Annotated in this window: 12 protein-coding genes, 2 tRNA genes and 1 pseudogene; 6 read left to right on the top strand and 9 right to left on the bottom strand. The window is 64.5% G+C overall.

The annotated features are described in order from the left end of the window. Positions 1 to 9: 9 nt before the first annotated feature. Both AC1ROD_RS12100 and AC1ROD_RS12095 read left to right on the top strand, forming a co-directional pair. Positions 10 to 2250 (top strand): glycosyltransferase family 4 protein, encoded by a 2241-nt coding sequence (locus AC1ROD_RS12100; protein ID WP_492948516.1) that lies wholly within the window; start codon positions 10 to 12, stop codon positions 2248 to 2250. 69 nt (positions 2251 to 2319) lie between these two features. Further along, positions 2320 to 3513, top strand: a complete 1194-nt coding sequence (locus AC1ROD_RS12095; protein WP_492948515.1) for a class I SAM-dependent methyltransferase — start codon at positions 2320 to 2322, stop codon at positions 3511 to 3513. Positions 3514 to 3527: 14 nt separating this feature from the next. Here the strand turns inward: AC1ROD_RS12095 and AC1ROD_RS12090 are convergent, their stop codons facing one another. After that, the gene (locus AC1ROD_RS12090) at positions 3528 to 4640 is read right to left on the bottom strand and encodes a class I SAM-dependent methyltransferase (protein WP_492948514.1); all 1113 of its coding nucleotides are present in this window, start codon (positions 4638 to 4640) and stop codon (positions 3528 to 3530) included. A gap of 167 nt (positions 4641 to 4807) precedes the next feature. On the opposite strand from AC1ROD_RS12090, the gene AC1ROD_RS12085 reads away from it, so the two are divergent. Both AC1ROD_RS12085 and AC1ROD_RS12080 read left to right on the top strand, forming a co-directional pair. Continuing rightward, positions 4808 to 5581 carry a hypothetical protein gene (locus AC1ROD_RS12085; RefSeq protein ID WP_492948513.1) on the top strand — a complete coding sequence of 258 codons (774 nt, stop codon included), beginning with the start codon at positions 4808 to 4810 and terminating at the stop codon, positions 5579 to 5581. 46 nt (positions 5582 to 5627) lie between these two features. After that, the gene (locus AC1ROD_RS12080; RefSeq protein WP_492948512.1) at positions 5628 to 6815 is read left to right on the top strand and encodes a class I SAM-dependent methyltransferase; all 1188 of its coding nucleotides are present in this window, start codon (positions 5628 to 5630) and stop codon (positions 6813 to 6815) included. 132 nt (positions 6816 to 6947) lie between these two features. Here the strand turns inward: AC1ROD_RS12080 and AC1ROD_RS12075 are convergent. Further along, positions 6948 to 7022, bottom strand: a tRNA-Val gene (locus AC1ROD_RS12075). A gap of 132 nt (positions 7023 to 7154) precedes the next feature. Then, complete coding sequence (locus tag AC1ROD_RS12070; RefSeq protein WP_492948511.1) at positions 7155 to 8786, bottom strand: alpha-D-glucose phosphate-specific phosphoglucomutase; 1632 nt, start codon at positions 8784 to 8786, stop codon at positions 7155 to 7157. Positions 8787 to 8978: 192 nt separating this feature from the next. On the opposite strand from AC1ROD_RS12070, the gene AC1ROD_RS12065 reads away from it, so the two are divergent. Both AC1ROD_RS12065 and AC1ROD_RS12060 read left to right on the top strand, forming a co-directional pair. Continuing rightward, positions 8979 to 11285, top strand: coding sequence for a S8 family peptidase (locus AC1ROD_RS12065; RefSeq protein ID WP_492948510.1), 2307 nt, complete (start codon positions 8979 to 8981; stop codon positions 11283 to 11285). A 121-nt stretch (positions 11286 to 11406) separates the two neighbouring features. After that, positions 11407 to 11483 (top strand) — tRNA-Arg (locus AC1ROD_RS12060). A 79-nt stretch (positions 11484 to 11562) separates the two neighbouring features. Here the strand turns inward: AC1ROD_RS12060 and AC1ROD_RS12055 are convergent. The 6 genes and pseudogenes from AC1ROD_RS12055 to AC1ROD_RS12030 form a co-directional block, all read right to left on the bottom strand. Further along, on the bottom strand, positions 11563 to 12294 hold the full coding sequence (locus AC1ROD_RS12055) for a carboxylesterase family protein (RefSeq protein ID WP_492948509.1): 732 nt from the start codon (positions 12292 to 12294) through the stop codon (positions 11563 to 11565). An 85-nt stretch (positions 12295 to 12379) separates the two neighbouring features. Further along, positions 12380 to 13204, bottom strand: a pseudogene (locus AC1ROD_RS12050) (carboxylesterase/lipase family protein); the annotation flags it as partial. Then, positions 13204 to 14538, bottom strand: coding sequence for a spinster family MFS transporter (locus tag AC1ROD_RS12045; protein WP_492948508.1), 1335 nt, complete (start codon positions 14536 to 14538; stop codon positions 13204 to 13206). The pseudogene AC1ROD_RS12050 and the gene AC1ROD_RS12045, both read right to left, overlap by 1 nt. Positions 14539 to 14600: 62 nt before the next feature. After that, positions 14601 to 15344, bottom strand: a complete 744-nt coding sequence (locus tag AC1ROD_RS12040; protein WP_492948507.1) for a TetR/AcrR family transcriptional regulator — start codon at positions 15342 to 15344, stop codon at positions 14601 to 14603. 73 nt (positions 15345 to 15417) lie between these two features. Further along, positions 15418 to 16992: an AMP-binding protein gene (locus tag AC1ROD_RS12035; RefSeq protein WP_492948506.1), complete on the bottom strand. Its 1575-nt coding sequence runs from the start codon at positions 16990 to 16992 to the stop codon at positions 15418 to 15420. Between the two features lie 93 nt (positions 16993 to 17085). After that, entirely contained in the window at positions 17086 to 19269 is a 2184-nt protein-coding gene (locus tag AC1ROD_RS12030; protein ID WP_492948505.1) for a TonB-dependent receptor, read from the bottom strand. Positions 19270 to 19316: the final 47 nt, after the last annotated feature.

The raw sequence follows: 19316 nt of genomic DNA, 5'->3' as shown, positions 1-19316 counted from the left end.
TGTGTCCAAGTGAAAGTTCTCTACATTTTGGGCTGCAACGAAGGTCCGAGCAAACGCTATCGGGTCTTCAACCACATCGAGGCCCTGAAACTCGAGGGCCATCATGCGGAATGGATCTGGGACATCCATGAAGCTCGGCTGGATCGCGATTATCTGAGTTCTTTCTCGATCGTTGTGAACTTCCGCGGCGGCTACAACGAGCGCAGCGGCCCCCTTTTCGACCTCATCAAGGAATTGGGCGTTCCGCTGGTCTATGACGTGGACGACCTGGTGTTCGATCCGACCGTCGTCGATCAGATCGACGTCTATCGCCGCATGAGCAAGAAGGATCAGCGAGACTATCTGAACGGCATGCGTCAGATTTCCAGGGCGCTGACCTCGGCCCAGTACGTCACGACCTCGACGACCTTCCTGGCCAGCTATCTCGAACAGTACACGGGCATGAACGCCTGGGTGATACCCTTCGGCGTCAACGACCGGCAGATGAGCATCGCCGACGCGACAGAGCCCCTTGTCGGCGGACCTCGCTTCATGGGCTACCTCAGCGGCACCAAGACTCATCAGAAAGATTTCGCGGAAGCGGCCGAAGCCGTAGCTCAAATCCTGACCGAGTACGACGACGTCTATCTGAAACTGATCGGCTATCTGGACACGGAGAAACTTCTACCAGGCCTCGAACACAAGATTTATCGTCTTGATTTCATGAGCTGGGAAGATCTGCTGGTTGAAAGCAAATCTCTGTACTTGAACCTGGCTCCGTTCGAGATGGACAGCCTGTTCTGCCAGGCGAAAAGCCAGCTCAAATTTGTCGAGACCGCATTGTGCGGGGTCCCCACGGTCGCATCGCCAATGCCGTCGTTCGCTGAAAGCATCGACCATGGCGTCACCGGCTTTCTCGCCTCCACGAGCCGCGACTGGTACCAGTCGATGCGGTTCATGCTCGATAATCCCGAGATAAGAGACCGGATCGGGGCTGCCGCCCGCCGCGAATGCATGGCACGCTTCCAGCCCAAGGCTATCGGGGCTCGCCTGGTTACCGTCTACGGCGAAATCATCGAGCAGCACAGGTCGGGTCGGTCGGTGATCGTGCGCGAGGCCCGCCACAACCTGGCCAAACGATCCGGGGTGAAGATCGTCTGGCTAATCCCCCAACCCTTCGAGGGGTCGGGCGGCCACCGGAACATCTTCCGCGCCATTCGCTTCCTGGGTGAGTTCGGCCATGAGTGCGTGATCCATGTGGTTCCGGACAATCACCGCTTCGCCAACGGGGCCGAAATCGCCACCTTCATCGCCGACGAGTTCTTCGACGTGGGCGCCGATGTCATTCTGGGCACGGATGATGTCACCTACGGCGACATCATGGTCTCCACCTTCTGGACGACCGCATACATCGCCAAGGCCAACGACGACCGGACGACCCTGCAGATCTATTTCCTGCAGGATTTCGAGCCGATGTTCTATCCCATGGGCACCGACTATGTGCGGGCCATGGCGACGTACAGCTTCGGCTTCTATTTCATAACGTCTGGCCCGTGGCCCTTGAGGATGCTCCAGTCCACCATCGGCGATCACCACGGAGACTTCTTCCGCTTCCCGATTGACCGTTCGATCTACTATCCGGGTGATGAGGCGCAGCAAGCCGCTCCCCGCGTGATCTTCTTCGCCCGCCCCCACATGCCGAGGCGGTGCTACCCGCTGGGGGTCTCGGCGCTCGCGCTGGTCAAGAAAACCCATCCCGACGTCGAGATCGTCTTCTATGGCGACAAGCCCGAAACCTTCGAGCATGTGCCGTTCGAATTCACCAGTCTGGGGATGACCGAGACGATCCAGGAACTGGGCGATCTTTACCGCACCGCGACCGTGGGCCTGTGCTTCTCGACCACAAATCCGTCGCTGGTCCCATTCGAGATGATGGCCTGCGGCTGTCCGGTCGTCGACCTGGCGGCGAACGGGAACGTCGTCAACTACGGCTCGAACGCCAACGCCGTTCTGGCTGATCCGACGCCGGAATCCCTCGCCGACGGCATTCGGTCTGTTCTGGACAATGCAGCCCTCCATGGCCGCCTCAGGGACAACGGCATCAAGCTATCAAAACAATTTCCGACCGAGATCGAGATGGTGCGTCTGATTGAACGCTACATGCTCGAAGAACTCGGCCGGGTCAGAGGGCTCCGCACAACCGTCGACAAGCCCGGGACCAAAGCCAAAACACGAACGGCGCGTGTCCCGCGTCGCAAGGCGACCGCCTGACGCCCCGCCGCTGCGGGGCCAGGCTCTGGCGCGCGGACGACAACAAACCGCGGGACGCGGGAGGATCGATTGAGCAGAAGTGCATACGCCACCCGACTTCTCGACGCCCTGAACGCCGTAGCCGTCGAGGACCCCGCACGGCTGCACGGGCGGATGAAATGGTACGACCCCTCCCGCGACGGGATGACGATCGACCCCGCCTTCGCCATGCTTCTCGAGGACGACGAGATCCAGGTGCTGGCTGACTGGTTCGCGGAAACCAACGACATCCCCTATTGCGGAGAGGTCGGGTTTCAATCGCTTTCCGTGATCACCACCCTTTTGCTGAACCACCGCATGAGAAATGTGGTTCAACTCGGGCACTACGCCGGTTTCAGCTCTCTGGTGATCGGGTTCATCCTGCGCAAGATCAGCCCCGATGCCCGGATGATTTCTTTCGACATCGATCAGGCCCTGACTGACTATAGCGACAGCTGGACAAGGCGCGCCGGCCTCGCTTCACAGGTCTCGCACGTCTGCGCGGATTCGACAGACCCGCTTACTGCGGAAATGGCCGGAGCCTGTCTGGCCGGCAATCCCCAGATGATCTTCATCGACGCGTCCAAGCAGTATCGGAACACAATCTTCGAAGCACGCCATTGGGCCAGATTCACCACAGGCTTCCTGATCGCCCACGACGTGTCCGTCGTCGCTATGGGGGGTCAGGCCAATGGCGAGAAGGGCGTTAGCGACGGGCTGGTCGACGCGGAGTGCTTCGCCGCGCATGAATTGCTCTTGCTGGATCCTCACGAGGAACAGGCCGCCAAGTTTCCCTTCCACGACGAAATGGGCCTCGGAGTGGGTCTGTGCCGCGGCAAGGAACCGTTACCTCGTTCCGGCCGCCCTCTGGAGGAGATCCTGCGCGGCAAGCGGATCCTCGACTCCGATCGCCTGGAGACGCCTGAGAACTGGTTCCTTGAAGGCGACTTCGCCTTCGACGCCGGCGCCCTTCGCAAGACGGCCGGGAAGGTCGGCTGGGCCAGCACCTTCGCCCCAATCCGAAGCGGACAGACGCTGAAGTTCGAAGTCGAGTTGACCAACACAAATGGTGGGTCGGTGATGGTTTGCGCTGGGGGCCCACCGGGAACGGGTGCTGTCATCACGGGTGACGGCCTGCACAGAGGCGAATTTCTGGTCGGATCAGAGAACAGCCGGATCGCCTTCCATGGGCCCGAGGAAAGTGGGTTCCGAGTCGTTGGACTTAGGTTTTTCCAGCAGTCGTGAGATGTAACTGATACCTACAGACTGTGAATCACAGAGCCTTTGTTATCGAGAATATCCAGCGAGACCTTTATGGTCCCGTGACCTTGTCCTCCGAAGACGTAGCTGCGCACGACCTCGCCTAATACACGACCTCGCGGCTGGTAAAGATCCTCGGGGCCAAAAGAGATCGATGTTGTTCCTGGTTGGAACACCTTCATGTAGTTTGCTTCGGTCTTTTCAGGCCCGAAGAAACAAAATCGAAGAAAAATCGGGTCCGCCGCATCTAGCACGACAGTCGCGATCATTTTCTGATCCTTCAAAACAAAATCGGTTTCGCCGTTTACATCATCCCACACGCCCTCCAACTTCAACGTCCGAAACTGTATAGATTGGCTTGGTGTGTGGTTGCCGTCGTTCGCGGTCTGGCGATCAGCCATTAGAGCAGAAAGAACGGTAAGATTCCGTTCGCGCACGCTTTTTCGGATGTGATCCTTTTTGGTTTCCGAGGCCCCTTCGGATACTAGGAGAAGTTGACACGCGCTGTGCTCGGGATAGGGCTCTTCGTAGAAATCGACGCCCACTCCAATGTCACCGAACCCCGTGGCGGCAAACTGCTCCAGCCACCACGACTGGTTCTCAAGTATATTATGCGTCGGATCATTTTTCAGGCCAGCAATGACATCCGCCAAGTCGCCCGCGTACGGCCCACGTCCTACGATCGGTAAGGTATGAAACTGCACCGCATCCGGTGTTGTTACGCGTCGCAGCTCCCGAAACACCGCTTCTGCTAAATGATTGGGGATATGCTCAAGTGCATGCGTTGAATACACCAAGTCGAAGTATCCATCAGGATAAGGCAGGTTCTCTGCCCCCGCCAAAATGGCGTTTTCGTGCATTCGATTATCTATCGCCCACTGAGAGACGTCTATCCCGTGGGTCTCGACCCCCAAGTCGTTTAGATGCTTGACGACAACCCCTGTGGCGCAACCGATTTCAAGCGCCCTCTTGGGCTCAAACGCTGCACATATTGCCGCGACCTCCCGGAAGATCGCCGAGTTCGGCGCGGCAGTCAGGAAGTCGTTGTACGCTGTTCCACGATCGGCGCCGGTCTGAAAATAGGCCTCATCGAAATAGCCATAGTCCGACATACTTTTCAGGTCCCGCACAGTCTGTGAGGGTGTGCTAGCCGAAAAAAAACTTGTCGTCTATGAACCGAGGTCAGTCGCCGCCCGTCTCGTCCACCTCGGCCCAATGCCTCAAAAAGGTCGCAGGGTAACGCCTAGCGTTTGCGATCTTTCCGTGAGAGGATTGCCCGATGGGTTTCATGGAAGCGCGCAAAGCCTTTGGCGACCCCCTCATCAAGGGAACCGGTGTCGAGATCGGGGCCGGACTCTCTCCTGTCTACCACTCCGACGTTGATCAGCTGCTTTTTGCAGACAAGCGGACTACTGGCGATCTTGCGGAATGGTTTGGGGAACCTCCAAAGTATGATGTTCTGGCCCTTGAAGACGTCCCCTCTAATTTGGATTTCGTGACCGCCCATCACGTCCTGGAGCATGCCCACGACCCGATTAGAGATCTGATCCGCTGGGTTGGCTGGCTGAAGACGGGGGGCGTAATGTACGTCTCGATCCCCTCTGCAGAAAATTCGACGGAACGAGGGCGACTTCCCACGCCCATTCGGCACCTACTTGAGGATTATTTTTTCTCTCGCGCAGAATATAGCTATGAAAGCAAACAGCATATCTATTCGTTTGTGAACTCTATTACTGCGTATGACGGCCATCTTCGTCCTTGGTACTCTGAACAGGGCGTAGAAAAATTCGCCGAATACGTTCTTTTTGATGTTCGACAGCGAGATGATCACGACTGCCATTGGCACACCTTTGACCTCCCCACCGCAAGAACAATGATTGAAATCGCGTTCCACTTGTCGAATGCTGGTTCTGAAATCCTCCTTTGCGAGGAGTCCGAGGATAGCCATTATCTGGCCTTTCGGAAGACAGACCGGCGCCAGCCGCCAGCCGAACTTCTAGCGTTTCACGAAAGTCTGAGCGTGGCGGTACAAACCATCCAACTAGCACTTTGACCGCAGAGGGGGCCATTAGGAGTTCCGCCGATGCACAGGACTTCAGATGGCCCGCTCCAGACACTCAAACGCCCGCTTCGACGACGGCAAGATTGAATCCGCCGCCAGCACCGCTACGTTCCGCCTGCGGGAGCAGAAAGCCTGGCTTTGCAACCTGCCGACGGATTTCGACACCATCCTGGATCTCGGGGCCGGAGCTGGGACCCACTCCAAATGGTTTCTGGACCGCGGCCATTCGCCCGTCGCCGCCGACCGATACGACAAGGCGTTCCAATTCGCCGGGCAAATCGAATTCCTTCACAAGGATCTGGAGGAGATGGATGACGAGCGCCGCTACGACGCCGTCTTCTGCTCGCATGTGGTCGAGCATTTTCCGAACCCGGCGGCGTCGATCCGCAGGATGCGGGACCTGCTCAATCCCGGCGGATATCTTTTCGTCGTCGTGCCGCCTTACATTCCTGTGGCAGTCAACCATCACTGGCACATCGGCTGGAACTGCACGCAGCTGGCCATGCTGCTGGCCGCCTGCGGTTTCGACTGTTCGCAAAGCACTTTCATGGAGCTGGGCCTGAACGTCTGCGGATGGGGCCGGAAGGTCGAGGTGGAGCCGACCAAATTCCATCTCCTACGGTCGATGCCGCTGCTGCCCGCCGGAATTCGCGACAGCTATTATACGGAGGGCGCCGACGAGTTTTTGGCGGGAGATCTGGCGATCGCGGGGCCCGACGGCGCTGTGCGTAAGCCGTTGGACATACATTTCGATACTCCGCATGCCGGGCCGACCGATACCCTGTCGCTCAACTATGAGGACGAGGAATGGCAATCGTTCGAATGGTCGTTCGACGAAGAGACCCTCGATCTGTCACCGGCTGATCTGCGAATCGTGATCGAGACCTCGGGCCCGGGTGAGCCTTGCATCCGTATCGCCGTCGCCTCCGACAGCGACGAAGGCGCCTGGAGCCACTCAGCGCAGCGGTATCTGGGCGCGCGGCCCGGCGTCAACTGCCACCGCTTTGGGCCTCGAGACTTCCGCCCGATCGAGGGCGTGCGTGATCCGTCGATCAATCCCAATTTGTCGATATCTCCGGACTTCTCGAAAATCAGGAGGCTTTCGATCGGCGGCTGGGGCACTCGAACCCAGGCCCGGTTGCGCGTGATCCTGCCCGACGGCTCCCCGCTGCGTCAGCCGACCCTGCCCGAGAACAATCTCGCCCCGCTGGACAGCGAGACCTGAATCCGACGCCGCGCCTCGTCCCTCGCTCCTCTTGCCCTGGCAAACCCGTAGCGAGGTCGAGCCCTCGCCAGGTCTTGGCAAAATACATCCACCCGTATCGTCCGAGATGGTCAATCTGTCGAAGGAAGGCAATGGTGGACGCGACAGGGATTGAACCTGTGACCCCTACGATGTCAACGTAGTGCTCTCCCGCTGAGCTACGCGTCCGCCTTGGCGGTTCCGGTGTCGCCGCGGCGGCTCCGGAACGGGAAGGCGCGGTCTATAGCCCGTGATCGGCGCGGGCCGCAAGGGGCTTTTCCCGCTATTTCGAAAGACCGCCGATCCCGGGCTCCGGAGACATCAGGTCGCGACGTCCGGAGCCGTCCGGCCGGTGATGGTTTCGATCCCGGCGATGGCCTTGCCGGCCTCGACGAGGGCGGACAGGGCCTCGGCCGGATCGGCGTCGAGAATGCCGTCCGAGGGCTCATAGCGCTCGATATAGACCCGCAGGGTGGCGCCGGAGGTTCCCGTGCCCGACAGGCGATAGACGACGCGCGATCCGCCCTCGAACAGGATCCGCAGGCCTTGGCCGGCGCTGATCGACCCGTCGACCGGATCGACATAGGCGAAGTCGTCGGCGGCGGCGATGACGAGGTCGCCGTGGCGTTGGCCGGGAAGCTCGGCCAGCCGATCCCTGAGCGCGGCCATCAAGGCATCGGCGCCCTCGCTGGAGACGCCTTCATAGTCGTGGCGGACATAGTAGTTGCGGCCGAACCGGCGCCAGTGCTCCTGGATGAGGTCGTCGACTGACACCTCGCGGACGGCCAGGATGTTCAGCCACAGCAGGACCGCCCAGAGCCCGTCCTTCTCGCGCACATGGTCGGAGCCCGCTCCGGCGCTCTCCTCGCCGCACAGGGTGACCTGACCGGCGTCGAGCAGGTTGCCGAAGAATTTCCAGCCGGTCGGCGTTTCATAGAGGGGAATGTCCAGGGCGGCGGCGACCCGGTCCACCGCAGCGCTGGTCGGCATCGACCGCGCCACGCCGGACAGGCCCCGCGCATAGCCCGGCGCGAGATGCGCATTGGCCGCCAGGATGGCCAGGGCGTCGGACGGCGCCACGAACCGGCCGCGTCCGATGACCAGGTTGCGGTCGCCGTCCCCATCCGAGGCGGCCCCGAAGTCGGGTGCGTCCGGGCCCATCATCCGGTCGTAGAGTTCACGGGCGTGGACGATATTGGGGTCGGGGTGATGGCCGCCGAAATCCTCCAGCGGGACGCCGTTGACCACCGAACCGGCTGCGAAGCCCAGCCGGCGCTCGAGAATCTCGTGGGCATAGGGGCCGGTAACCGCGCTCATGGCGTCGAACGACAGGGTGAAGCCCGCCGCGCGGCGGGCGCGGATCGCGTCGAAGTCGAACAGACTCTCCATCAGGTCGGCATAGGCCGCGACGGGATCGACGATCTCCACGACCATATCGCCGATGCGGGTCTCGCCCTGAACGTCCAGATCGAGGTCCGCCCCGCCCTCCAGGATCAGATAGCGGTCCAGTTCGAGGCTGCGGGCGTGGACGGCGCCGGTGACGCCTTCCGGCGCCGGGCCACCATTGGCGATATTGTACTTGATGCCGAAGTCGCCGTCGGGCCCGCCGGGATTGTGACTGGCCGACAGGATCAACCCGCCCAGCGCCTTGTAACTGCGGATCAGGTGGCTGGCCGCCGGGGTCGACAGGATGCCGCCCCGGCCGATGACTGCCCGCGCGAAACCGTTGGCGGCCGCCATGCGAACGGCCTTGCCGATGACTTCGCGGTTCAGGAAGCGTCCGTCGCCGCCGATAACCAGGGTCGCCCCCGCCTTGTCGGTCAGCACGTCGAAAACCGACTGGATGAAGGTCTCGGCATAGTGAGGCTGCTGAAACACGCCGACCGCCTTGCGGAGGCCGGAGGTGCCGGGCTTCTGGTCGGAGAAGGGGGTCACCGAAACGGTCGAAATCAAACGATTGTCCTCAGGCTGCCCAAAAGGCGGGAAGGTTTTGAACACAGCGGCCGTTGATTTGCACCGAGAAAGCGCCGGGACCGCCCTCGCAACAACGGTTCTTAACGGTGACGCTGGCCATAACCGATTGTTTCATAAATGATGCAAATGACCGGGGGGTTCAGGGTTTCGTTGCGTACTGGGGAGTTCGCCGTGGGGATCGATCGTCGCTGGAAAAGCCTGGGCGTCACCGCCTGTCTGGGCGGGTTGCTTCTCCTGCCTCTGGCCGCCTGTGGCGGCGGGGGCGGCGGGACGGGCGGAGGCGTTGTCACGCCGCCCGTGACCCCGCCGGTGACGCCCCCGCCTCCACCCCCTCCGCCTCCGCCTCCGCCTCCGCCGCCGCCGCCTCCCCCGCCCGCCGTGCCTTCGGCGACGTCGTCGGAGTATCTGCGCAACTACGGCGTGGCCAACACCGGGGCCATGACGGCCTGGAACAACGGCGCGACCGGAACCGGCATTATCGTGGGGGTCGTCGATACCGGCATCCAGCTGGACCAGGCAGACCTGGCGGGCCGGATTTCCCCCCTGTCCACGGACATCGTCGCGGGCCGCAACACCCCGACCGGCAGCTCCAACCACGGCACCTTCGTTTCGGGGGTCATCGCCGCCGGCTTCAACGGCTTCGGCACGGTGGGGGTGGCCTACAACTCCACCGTCCTGTCGGTCCGCGCTGACATCAGCGAATGCACTGACCCTGACGACGACAGCTGTTTCCGCGGTAGCGATCTGGCCCGGGCCATCGATTATGCCGTGGCCAACGGCGCCAAGGTGATCAACCTGTCGCTGGGCGGCGACGGAACCCTGGGCTCCACCTTCGAGAACGCCCTGCTGCGCGCCATCAACGCCGGGGTCGTCTTCGCCATCGCCTCGGGCAATGAAAGCGGGACCAATCCCGAATATCCCGGCCGCTACGCCACGGACCCGCGCTTCGCCGGCGGCATCATCGTGGTCGGCGCCCACAACTCGTCCAACACCATCGCCGACTTCTCCAACAGGGCCGGCGTGTCGGCCCAGGATTTTCTCAGCGCGCCCGGCGTAGACATCATCAGCATCTGCGACGGGACAAGCTGCTACAAGGGCAGCGGCACCTCCTTCGCCTCCCCCGCCGTGGCCGGGGCCCTGGCTCTGCTGATCGAGGCCTTCCCCAACCTGACCGGCAAGCAGGCGGTCGATCTGTTGCTGCGCACCGCTCGCGATGCGGGTGACGCCGGCACCGACATCGTCTACGGCCGCGGCCTGCTGGACCTCGCCCGCGCCTTCGCTCCCGTCGGAACCACCAGCACGCCGACGGCGACCGGCTCCCTGGTGCGGGTGTCCGTCGATCCGGGCGCCTTCATCGGCGGGGCCTTCGGTGATGCGCTGAGCCGCACCCCGGCGCTGGAGACGGTCACTCGCGACGAATACGACCGGCTGTTCCGCACCGACCTTGGCGCCGCCTATCCGACCGCGCCCAGGCGCAGCTACCAGCCCGAGGCGCGTCAGGCGTCGCAGACCGCCCGGCTGGACTTCGCCATGCCCGACGGCACGCGCCTGAATCTGATCGCCTCGACACCGTCGCCCGAGCCCGAGGCGGTGGTGGCGCGCATCACCCCCTTCAACGCCCCCTGGCTGGGCGCCGAGGCGCGTCAGGCGGCCATGCTGGACCTGACCGTGGGCCGCTACGGCTTCTCGGCCTGGCAGGGTCAGGGCGGCGCGCGCTCGCCCTTCCACGCGGCCTCCGGCGACAGCTTCGCAGCCCTGGCCAACGCTGACCACGCCGTGCGCGGCGCCGTCAGCCTGGGCGCCCTGACCTTCACCGCCGAGACGGGCGGCGGCGACCGGACCGCCTTCCTGCGCCCCGTGGCCCGTGACGCCTCGACCTATGCCCGTGCGGCCCTGGACTGGCGGACGGCCCGGGGCGGGCTGAATCTCAGCTTTGGATCCCTCGACGAACGGATGGGGCCTCTGGGCGCCTATTTCCCGGTCGGATCGGACCTCGCCCTGCCTTCGAAGACGACCTTTTCGGCCATCGGCGGCGACTTGCGCCTCTCGAAACACGCCTGGCTGAGCGGCGAGTTCGGCCTGGGCCGCACCGAGCTGGACGGCAGTCTGCTGAGCCTGGACGGCACCGCCGTCTCCTCGACCTGGCGCGCGGCCCTGACGGCCGACTGCCCGTCCTGGGCCCCCTGGTGCTCGAGCCTGACCTTTGAGGCGTCGCAGCCGCTCAGGATCGAAAGCGGGACCTTCTCGGCCCGGCTGGCCGATGTGCCGCTCGACTATTTCGACCCGACCACCTTCTCGACGCGGCGCTTCTCCGCCTCGCCGTCAGGCCGCGAGATCGACTGGACCCTGCGCAGCCTGCACCGCCTGCCGGACGGCTCGGCCCTGCGTCTGGACGCCGTGGCCATCAGTCAGGAACAGCACCGGCATGACGCTGGCATGGGCTATGCCCTGCTGGCCAGCTGGGCGCGCGGCTTCTGATCGCCAGTCTTGCCGCGGACCTCGCGCGGTCCGCGGCAAGGTCATGTGACGATTGTGACGAAAGGCGCTTGCGCCCGCCGGAGCGAGCCGCTAGATAGCCGCCCTCGCCGAGAGGCAGCACGCACCCGTAGCTCAGCTGGATAGAGCATCAGACTACGAATCTGAGGGTCGGACGTTCGAATCGTTCCGGGTGCGCCACTTCTCCCCAGCGACTAAAAAGCCCCGCCATCGCAAGATAACGGGGCTTTTTGCTGTTTGGCTTCCGCGACTTGCGAGCTCAGCAGCCGGGTGCCCCCGCTGACAGGTCGGGCGACACCACCCCGACGTTCCAGTTCCACGCCAGGTTCAGGGCCTGACGACGGCAGACGGCTGAGCGGTGCAGATCGAACATGCCGGGCATCAGGTCATGACCGGCCTCCGGGGTCGCCTTGAAGGCCAGATAGGCCTCATCGGTCCCATAGGAGCTCCAGACGGCGGCGCCCGGCGCCTCCGGGCGGCCCGTCTTCACGAAGGAGGCCCAGTAGCCGACCATCGCCTGTGACAGCGCGTGTTCCTCCGCCGTGTCCGGGATGGCGGGCCAGCGCGGCGTGGTGCGGTCGATATTGCCGAACATGAAAGGCAGTTCCGAGGCGTGGAAGCCATGCAGATTGGCCTGATCCGCCGCCGGATAGCCGTGGTCGAACAGATAGAGGAAGGACGGTTTGCCCAGCGCCGTCTGGTCACGCACCAGCCGTTCGGAGGTCCAGCCGTAGAGGGCGTCGCGGGTGGTGGCCAGAACGCTCTCCCCGAGATCGGACGACGGATAGAGACGCAGGAACTCATCGGCCAGATCGCCGTAGCGGGCGCGGATCATGCCCTCATAGTCGGCGGCGGTGCGCGGCGCGGGCGGGGCGAGGACCCTGAGCGAACGGATCTCGCCGCTGTTGAAGCCCGCCAGGATCGGCACGGGCGCCTGCTTGCCCTGGGCGAAAACATCGACCAGCTGGCCGGTCAGGACCTTGCCGTCCACCGCGCCGAAAGGGCGAGAAGCCGGACATGGCCGCGGCGTCGGTCAGCTCCTGGGCGTCCTTCGACCGCAGCACCTGCAGACTGGGCGCCTGAAGCGCGCGGGCCAGAGTGGTCCCCGCCGTCTCGGCCGAGGGCGCGCCGTAGCGGGCCTCCTTCAGCTCGGGCGTCGAGATCATGTATGCGCTCTGGGCAATGGCGCGGTGGAACAGGCCCCGGGCGATCGGCGAGGCCATCAGATACATGACGCTGAGGCCGCCGGCGGATTCGCCCGCGATGGTCACCTGATCCGGATCGCCGCCGAAGGCCGAGATGTTGCGCTTGACCCAGGTCAGGGCCGCGACCTGATCCATCAGGCCGTAGTTGCCCGAAATCCCGACCGGGGACTCGGCGCTGAGATCGGGGTGGGCGAGGAAGCCCAGCACCCCGAGGCGATAGTTGATCGAGACGACGACGATCCCCTGTTTCGCCAGGGCCGCGCCGTCATAGAGAGGCTCCTTGCTGGAGCCTGCGACCAGGGCCCCGCCGTGGATCCAGACCATGACCGGCGCCTTGCCGGTGGTGGCGGGCGTCCAGACGTTCAGGGTCAGGCAGTCCTCGCTGGTGCGGCCCAGATCCGACGAATAGATCGAGGCCGGGGCGCGCGAGGGCTGGATGCAGGCGGCGCCGTAGTCGGAAGCGTCGCGCGTCCCCGACCAGGCCGCGATCGGCGCGGGCGGCCGCCAGCGGTTCTGACCGACCGGCGGGGCGGCGTAGGGAATGCCCTTGAAGGACTCGATGCCGTCGGCGGCTCGACCCTGCACGGCGCCGGCCGGGGCGCGGACCGTGGGCCGGTCCGCTGGAGACGGCGCGAAGGCGGCCGTCAGGAGGGCGGTGGCCGCGACGGCCACGGTGAGGAGGCTACGTACGGACATCAGGCGTCTCCGCTCGATTGAGGTTTGCGGCCCAGCACCTTCGCCAACCACAGGAACAGACCGATGGCGACGAGATAGACGGGCGCGAGGATGTAGAGGGCGATCTGCAGCGAGTTCTGCGGATGGGTGGCGTGGAAGAAGTCGCTGGCCGCGCCCACGAAGGTCGGGCCCACCGCCATGCCGATGAAGTTCATCACCAGCAGCAGCAGGGCGCCGGACATGACCCGCTGGTTCGGCTTCACCTCCTCCTGCACCAGGGCCACCGAGGACGAGAGGTAGAAGTAGTTGAGGAAGGTCGGGCCGATCAGCAGGACCAGGGCCAACGGCCAGGACGGGGCCCAGACGAAGGCGATGTAGAAGGGCAGGGCCAGCGACAGGGAGATGGCGGGCAGCAGGGCATAGGCCTTCTTCGACTTGCGCGTGAACCGGTCCAGCAGCCAGCCCGAGACGAAGATGCCGCCGCTCATGCCGATGGCCACGACCAGGGCGTACCAGACGGCGACGTCGCCGAGGCCCATGCCCTTCTCGCGCATCAGGAACAGGACCGAGAAATTGCCCATGCCGTAGGTGATGATCTGGGTGATGCCGCTGGCGAGCGCCGCCAGAACCAAAGCGGGGCGGGAGAAGAACATCTTCACCGTGGCCCAGAAGGGCGCCTTGGCCGGAGCGATGAAGGGCGCGCCAGCGACCTGATCCAGACCGCCGCGCTTGGGCTCCTTGACCAGGAAGGGGGTGGCGACGGCGACAATCAGGCCGAGAATCCCGATGGCGACAAAGGCGTCACGCCAGCTGAAGACGGCCGCGATCGTGGCGCCGAAGGCGATGCCGAGGGCTGCGCCCACGGGCGGTCCGAGATTGAACAGGCCCAGAGCCATGCCGCGGCGGCCCGACGGGAAGTAGTCGGTGATGATCGCATAGGACGGCGGCACGCCTCCGGCCTCGCCGAAGCCGACGGTCATCCGCGCCGTGGCCAGTTCGCCGAAATTGCGCGACAGGCCGCAGGCCATGGTCGCCGCGCTCCAGATGCCGCAGGCGACGGAGACCACCGCCACCCGGTTCGTCCGGTCGGCCAGCCAGCCGACGGGGATGGCGATGAAGCAGTAGAAGAATGCGAAATAGAGCCCGCCCAGCAGACCCAACTGGCTGTCGGTGACGTGCAGGGTGTCCTGAATGGGTTTGGCCAGGATCGACAGCAGCTGCCGGTCGAGGAAGTTCAGCACATAGATGAACCACAGGGTCGCCAGGGCGATCCAGGCCCTCGCCCCCACGGATGAGGTTCGGGTCGGCCCACCCCCGCTTCCGGCCGCCATTGCAGTCGCCTCGATCTCGCTCATGTCGTTTCCTCGGACTGCGGGCCTTCAGACCCGTCTCTGTTCTGGAAGGGGGAAGCCGGAAATCAGCCCGGCGGCGCTATGCCTGCACGTTCGGCCGCGCGGCTCTTGCAGATGCCGATGAAGCCGTGGGCCATGAAGGCGGCCATCCGCTCCTTGATGGCCTCGAAGTCGTCGGACCGGCACAGGCCGCCCGACAGGTGGTCGATCCGTCCGGTCCGCGCCAGGCTCAGGGTCAGGGCCCCGGTGACGAAATGATAGCCCCAGAAGATGTCTTCCTCGGAGCTGTCGGGCATGGCGGCCTTCAGCAGGCCGATCAGGCGCAGCACCACCGGGTCATAAAGCCGGTCCATGACCTCCGCGCCCCAGGCGGGGGTATTGTTGATCTGGGCGCTGAGGGCGCCGAAATTGCGCCACCCCTCCCCGCCCGTCGAATAGGTGTCCAGATCGGTGTCGAGGAAGGCCCGCAGCGCCCCCTCCACCGTCGGCTTGCCGCCGCAGGCGATCTCATACGCGTCCAGCGCCTCCATCCGGCGGCCGGAGGTGACCGGCGCCCGACGGGCCATGACCTTGTCGAAGACGTCCTGTTTGTCAGTGAAGTAGTAGTGGATCAAAGACTTGTGAACGCCGACCTTGTCGGCGATGTCGCGCACCGTCACCCCGTGCAGGCCGTGACGGGAGAACAGCTCCTCGGCGGCATCGAGGATCTGCTCCAGGCTCTCGGCGCGCTGTTCGGCCTTGCGGCGCGGGGTTCGCGTGGCGGATTTGGCGGCAGGGCGGGCGGGCGGTTTCGAAGTCGGGTCGGACATGGGCTGAATGTCAGCACGGTTCGAGCTTCCGGAAAACCGGTCCGCCGCTTCCATGGTGAATTCAGCCGCCATTTCAGGCCGCTCCGTAGGTGGCGCGGAGCTGGATCTTGTTGATCTTGCCGGTCGCCGCCAGAGGCATGGCCGGCACCCGCACGATCCGGTCGGGGATCCACCAGTCGGCGACGCGGCCCTTGAGGCTGGCCTTCAGATCGGCGTCGGCGATCTCCTGCCCCTGACGCGGCTCGATGACCATCAGGGGCCGCTCTCCCCATTTGGGATCGGCGCGGCCGATGACGGCGACCAGGCCGACGGACGGCAGGGCGCCGACGATCTCCTCGATCTCGACCGGATTGATCCACTCCCCGCCCGATTTGATCAGGTCCTTGGAACGGCCCGCCAGCGTCAGGGCGCCGTTGTCGTCGATGACGGCGAGGTCGCCGGTGTCGAACCAGCCGTCGGCGCCGACGGCGGGCGTCTCGGCCCCGAAATATCGGCCGACGACCGAGTGGCCACGCACCTTCAGATGGCCGACCACATTCCTCTGCTCCGGCAGGGCGGCGCCAGAGGCGTCGGTCAACAGCAGATCCATCCCCATCGGCGGACGGCCCGAGCCGCGCGAGACGCCGTCCGGGGTGGTCATCGGCGAGATGGTCCCCTGCGGCGACAGTTCGGTCATGCCCCAGCTGGTCTGGACCGTGACGCCGAGGCGGCTCTCCATCCGCTTGAGCAGGGTGTCGGGGCAGCTGGAGCCGCCGATCATGACGCGGTTCAGGGTGGGAACGTCCTCGCCCGTGGCGTCCAGATGGTCCAGCAGGCCGATCCACACCGTCGGCACCCCGACGGCGACGGTGACGCCGTGCGTATTGATCAGACGCGCCAGCGATGGGCCGTCCGTGACCCGGCCCGGCAGGACGAGGCTCGCGCCCACCGCCGGCGCCGCGAACGGAAGGCCCCAGGCGTTGGCGTGGAACATGGGCACGGCGACCAGCACCGTATCCACGTCCGTCAGGGCCATGGCGTCGGCCTGGAGTGAGCGGATGGTGTGCAGATAGTTGGAGCGGTGGGTGTAGACCACGCCCTTGGGCGCGCCTGTCGTGCCGGAGGTGAAACAGAGGCCCGCCGGGGTCCGCTCGTCAAAATCGCCCCAGACGGCGGGACGGCCCGAGGCGGCCAGAAGCTCTTCCAGCATTACTGAGCCGGGCGCGGCGTCGCCGTCCAGCAGGACCAGCCGCTCCAGACACGGGCACTCGTCCATCAGGGTCCGGCCCATGGCGGCAAGACCCGCGCCGACGATCAGGACGCGGTCTTCGGCCTGGACGATCATGGCCGCCAGATGGGCGACGGTCAGGCGGGGATTGAGGGTATGGCAGACGAGGCCGACGCCCATGGCGCCGTACCAGACCTCGAGGTGATGGCGGGTGTTCCAGGCCAGGGTGGCGACGCGCTCCCCGGGCCTGAGACCCAGATCGAGGAAAGCGCCCGACAGGCGGTTGGCGCGGTCCCGGATATCGGCATAGCCGGCGACGTCATCGTCGCCTTCGAGACCCGCCGTCACGATCCGCGCCCCGCCGTGCCATTTGGCGCCGTGGTCGAGGAAGCGGTCCACCGTCAGGGAATAGTCCTGCATGAAACCGGGATCGGGGGTCATCAAGGGCGGGCTTTCGGGGAGAAAGGCAGTCAGGCGAAGGCGCACTGAAAAAAACGAGCGTGGACGGGATCGCCGCCCACGCTCGCAGGCCGGCTAGAAGGTCTTGGTCAGGTTGATCCCGTACTGCCGCGGCGGTCCGGCGTAGCGCAGGCCCGAGTTGATCGCGGCGATATAGGTCTCGTCGGTGGCGTTGACGGCATAGGCCGCCCAGGTCCACTCGCCCGTGTTCAGCTTGATCGAGGCGTTGACGATGTCGCGCTCCGACAGCTTGTCGCCGAGGGCGGCGTTGTTGAAGATCGTCGTCCAGCTCTCGCCGATGTGGGCATAGTCGACCCGCGGCGTCAGGGTCATGTTCGACCCGAGGCTGAAGGCGTACTGGATGCCCGCGTTGAAGGTGAACTCAGGCGCATAGTTCTTGGTGTTACCCGAGATGTTTACGCAGTTGGCGCTGGTCGGACCGGTCGAGGGGTTGCAGACCCCGGTGCGGCCCAGACGCGGATCGGCGGCGAAGAAGTCGCCCATCTCGGAGCTCGAGATGGAGCCGGCGATGTCGAACGACAGCGGTCCGAACCGGCCCTGCGCCGAGGCTTCCAGACCCATCATGGTCGTGTCGCCGATGACGTTCTGGATGCGGCTGATCTGCGGGTACTGCGGGTCGCCGATATTGACCTGGTAGTCTTCGTAGACGGTGTAGTAGGCGCCCAGCTGGGTGCGCAGGCGGCCGCCCATCATCGTCGACTTCCAGCCCAGCTCGTAGTCGACAAGGTTCTCGGCCTCGAAGGACGCGGCCGGCTGATAGAGGTTCGGACCGTTCAGCCCGCCCATCTTATGACCCGTCGCCACGAAGCCGTAGACGAAGTTGGAGTCGTCCAGCTTCCAGTTCAGGGTGACCTTGCCGGTCAGCTTGTCGTCCTCGACCTTGTCGTCCTGGAACAGCACGATCCCGAACTGCGGATAGGTCTGGTAGACGTCGTCATTGGTCGAGACCGAATGGGCGTAACGCGCGCCGACCTGCAACTGCAGCCTGTCGGAGATGTCGTAGCTGATCTGACCGAAGGCCGCCGTCGTCTCCTTGGGCGTGTCGCCGTAAAGATAGATGTCGAGGACGTTCTCCGGGAAGCCGATGCGATACTCGCCGCGCCCCGGCGTCGTCGGCGGGAACTGGGCCATGTCGTTCTGGTAGTAGAGGCCCAGCAGCCAGGTCAGACGCTGGCTGTCGGGCGACAGCAGGTTGAACTCCTGCGACCAGACCTGTTCGTCCAGCTGGTCGTAGAAGGTGTTGTTGCCGGCCGAGGTGCCGTCCAGATCGGTGGCGAAGCGCGAAGTGCCGTTCTGATAGCCGGTGATCGACTTCAGGGTCATGCCGTTGTCGAAGACATAGCTGACGTTCAGCGAGGTCCGGACGAACTCGTCATGGGCCTCGTTCGGACCGTTGGAGGTGATGGTGAAGGGGTCGTTGGTGGCCAGGGCCGGGTCGGCCATGTAGCCGCCCAGGTCGATGTTGTTGTAGTCGGTCTTCCACAGCACCTTCAGGGCGTCGCTGGGCTGCCACAGCAGGCTGGCGCGCACGCTGTTGGAATCCACCACGCCCGGACGGCCGCGATAGGCGCCGGTGACGGTGTAGAAGCTGTCGCGGGTCTCGTGGTTGAAGGCCAGACGCATGGCGACCGTATCGGTCAGCGGCAGGTTGATGGCGCCCTGCAGCTTGATGTCGTTGTAGTTCCCGGCCTGGGCGAAGGCATAGCCGTTGATGCCGGTGAAGTCGGGATTGCGGGCGGTGATGAAGACCGCGCCGCCCGTGGCGTTGGCGCCGGCGAAGGTGCCCTGCGGACCACGCAGCAGCTCAAGGCTGCCGATGTCGTAATAGGGTTCGGTCTGGAAATAGGCGGGGAAGGCGGCGACGCCGTCGCGATAGGTGATCACCCCCACGCCCACGGCCGTGGTGGCCTCGGACTTGCCGATGCCGCGCACGTTGAAGAAATTGCCCTGGCCGAAATTCTGGATCGTCGTGGACGGGGCCGCGAACTGCAGCTGGTCCAGCGAGGTAACGGCCTTGTTCTCCAGATCCTGACCGCTCAGCACGGTGGCGGCGACGGCGGTCGTCTGAAGATTGCTGGTGCGGCGCTCGGCGGTCACCACCACGTCGGCGACGGCGGTCGACTGGTCCTGTTCGGTGCGACGGCTGTTGTCGGTGTCGGCTTGTTGCGCTTGGGCGGATGCGGCGGCGCACCACAGCAGAGCGGCGGCAGATGTCGTTATCCAGAGCTTGCGGCTCATGGCTGTCCCTCCTCGATGTTTCCTCGGACGCTCTGACGGCGCCATCG

The organism is Brevundimonas sp. GW821-FHT12E07, from assembly GCF_058807035.1.
Note: the sequence above shows the minus strand (reverse complement) of the source record. Positions and strands in the feature narration are given on the sequence as shown.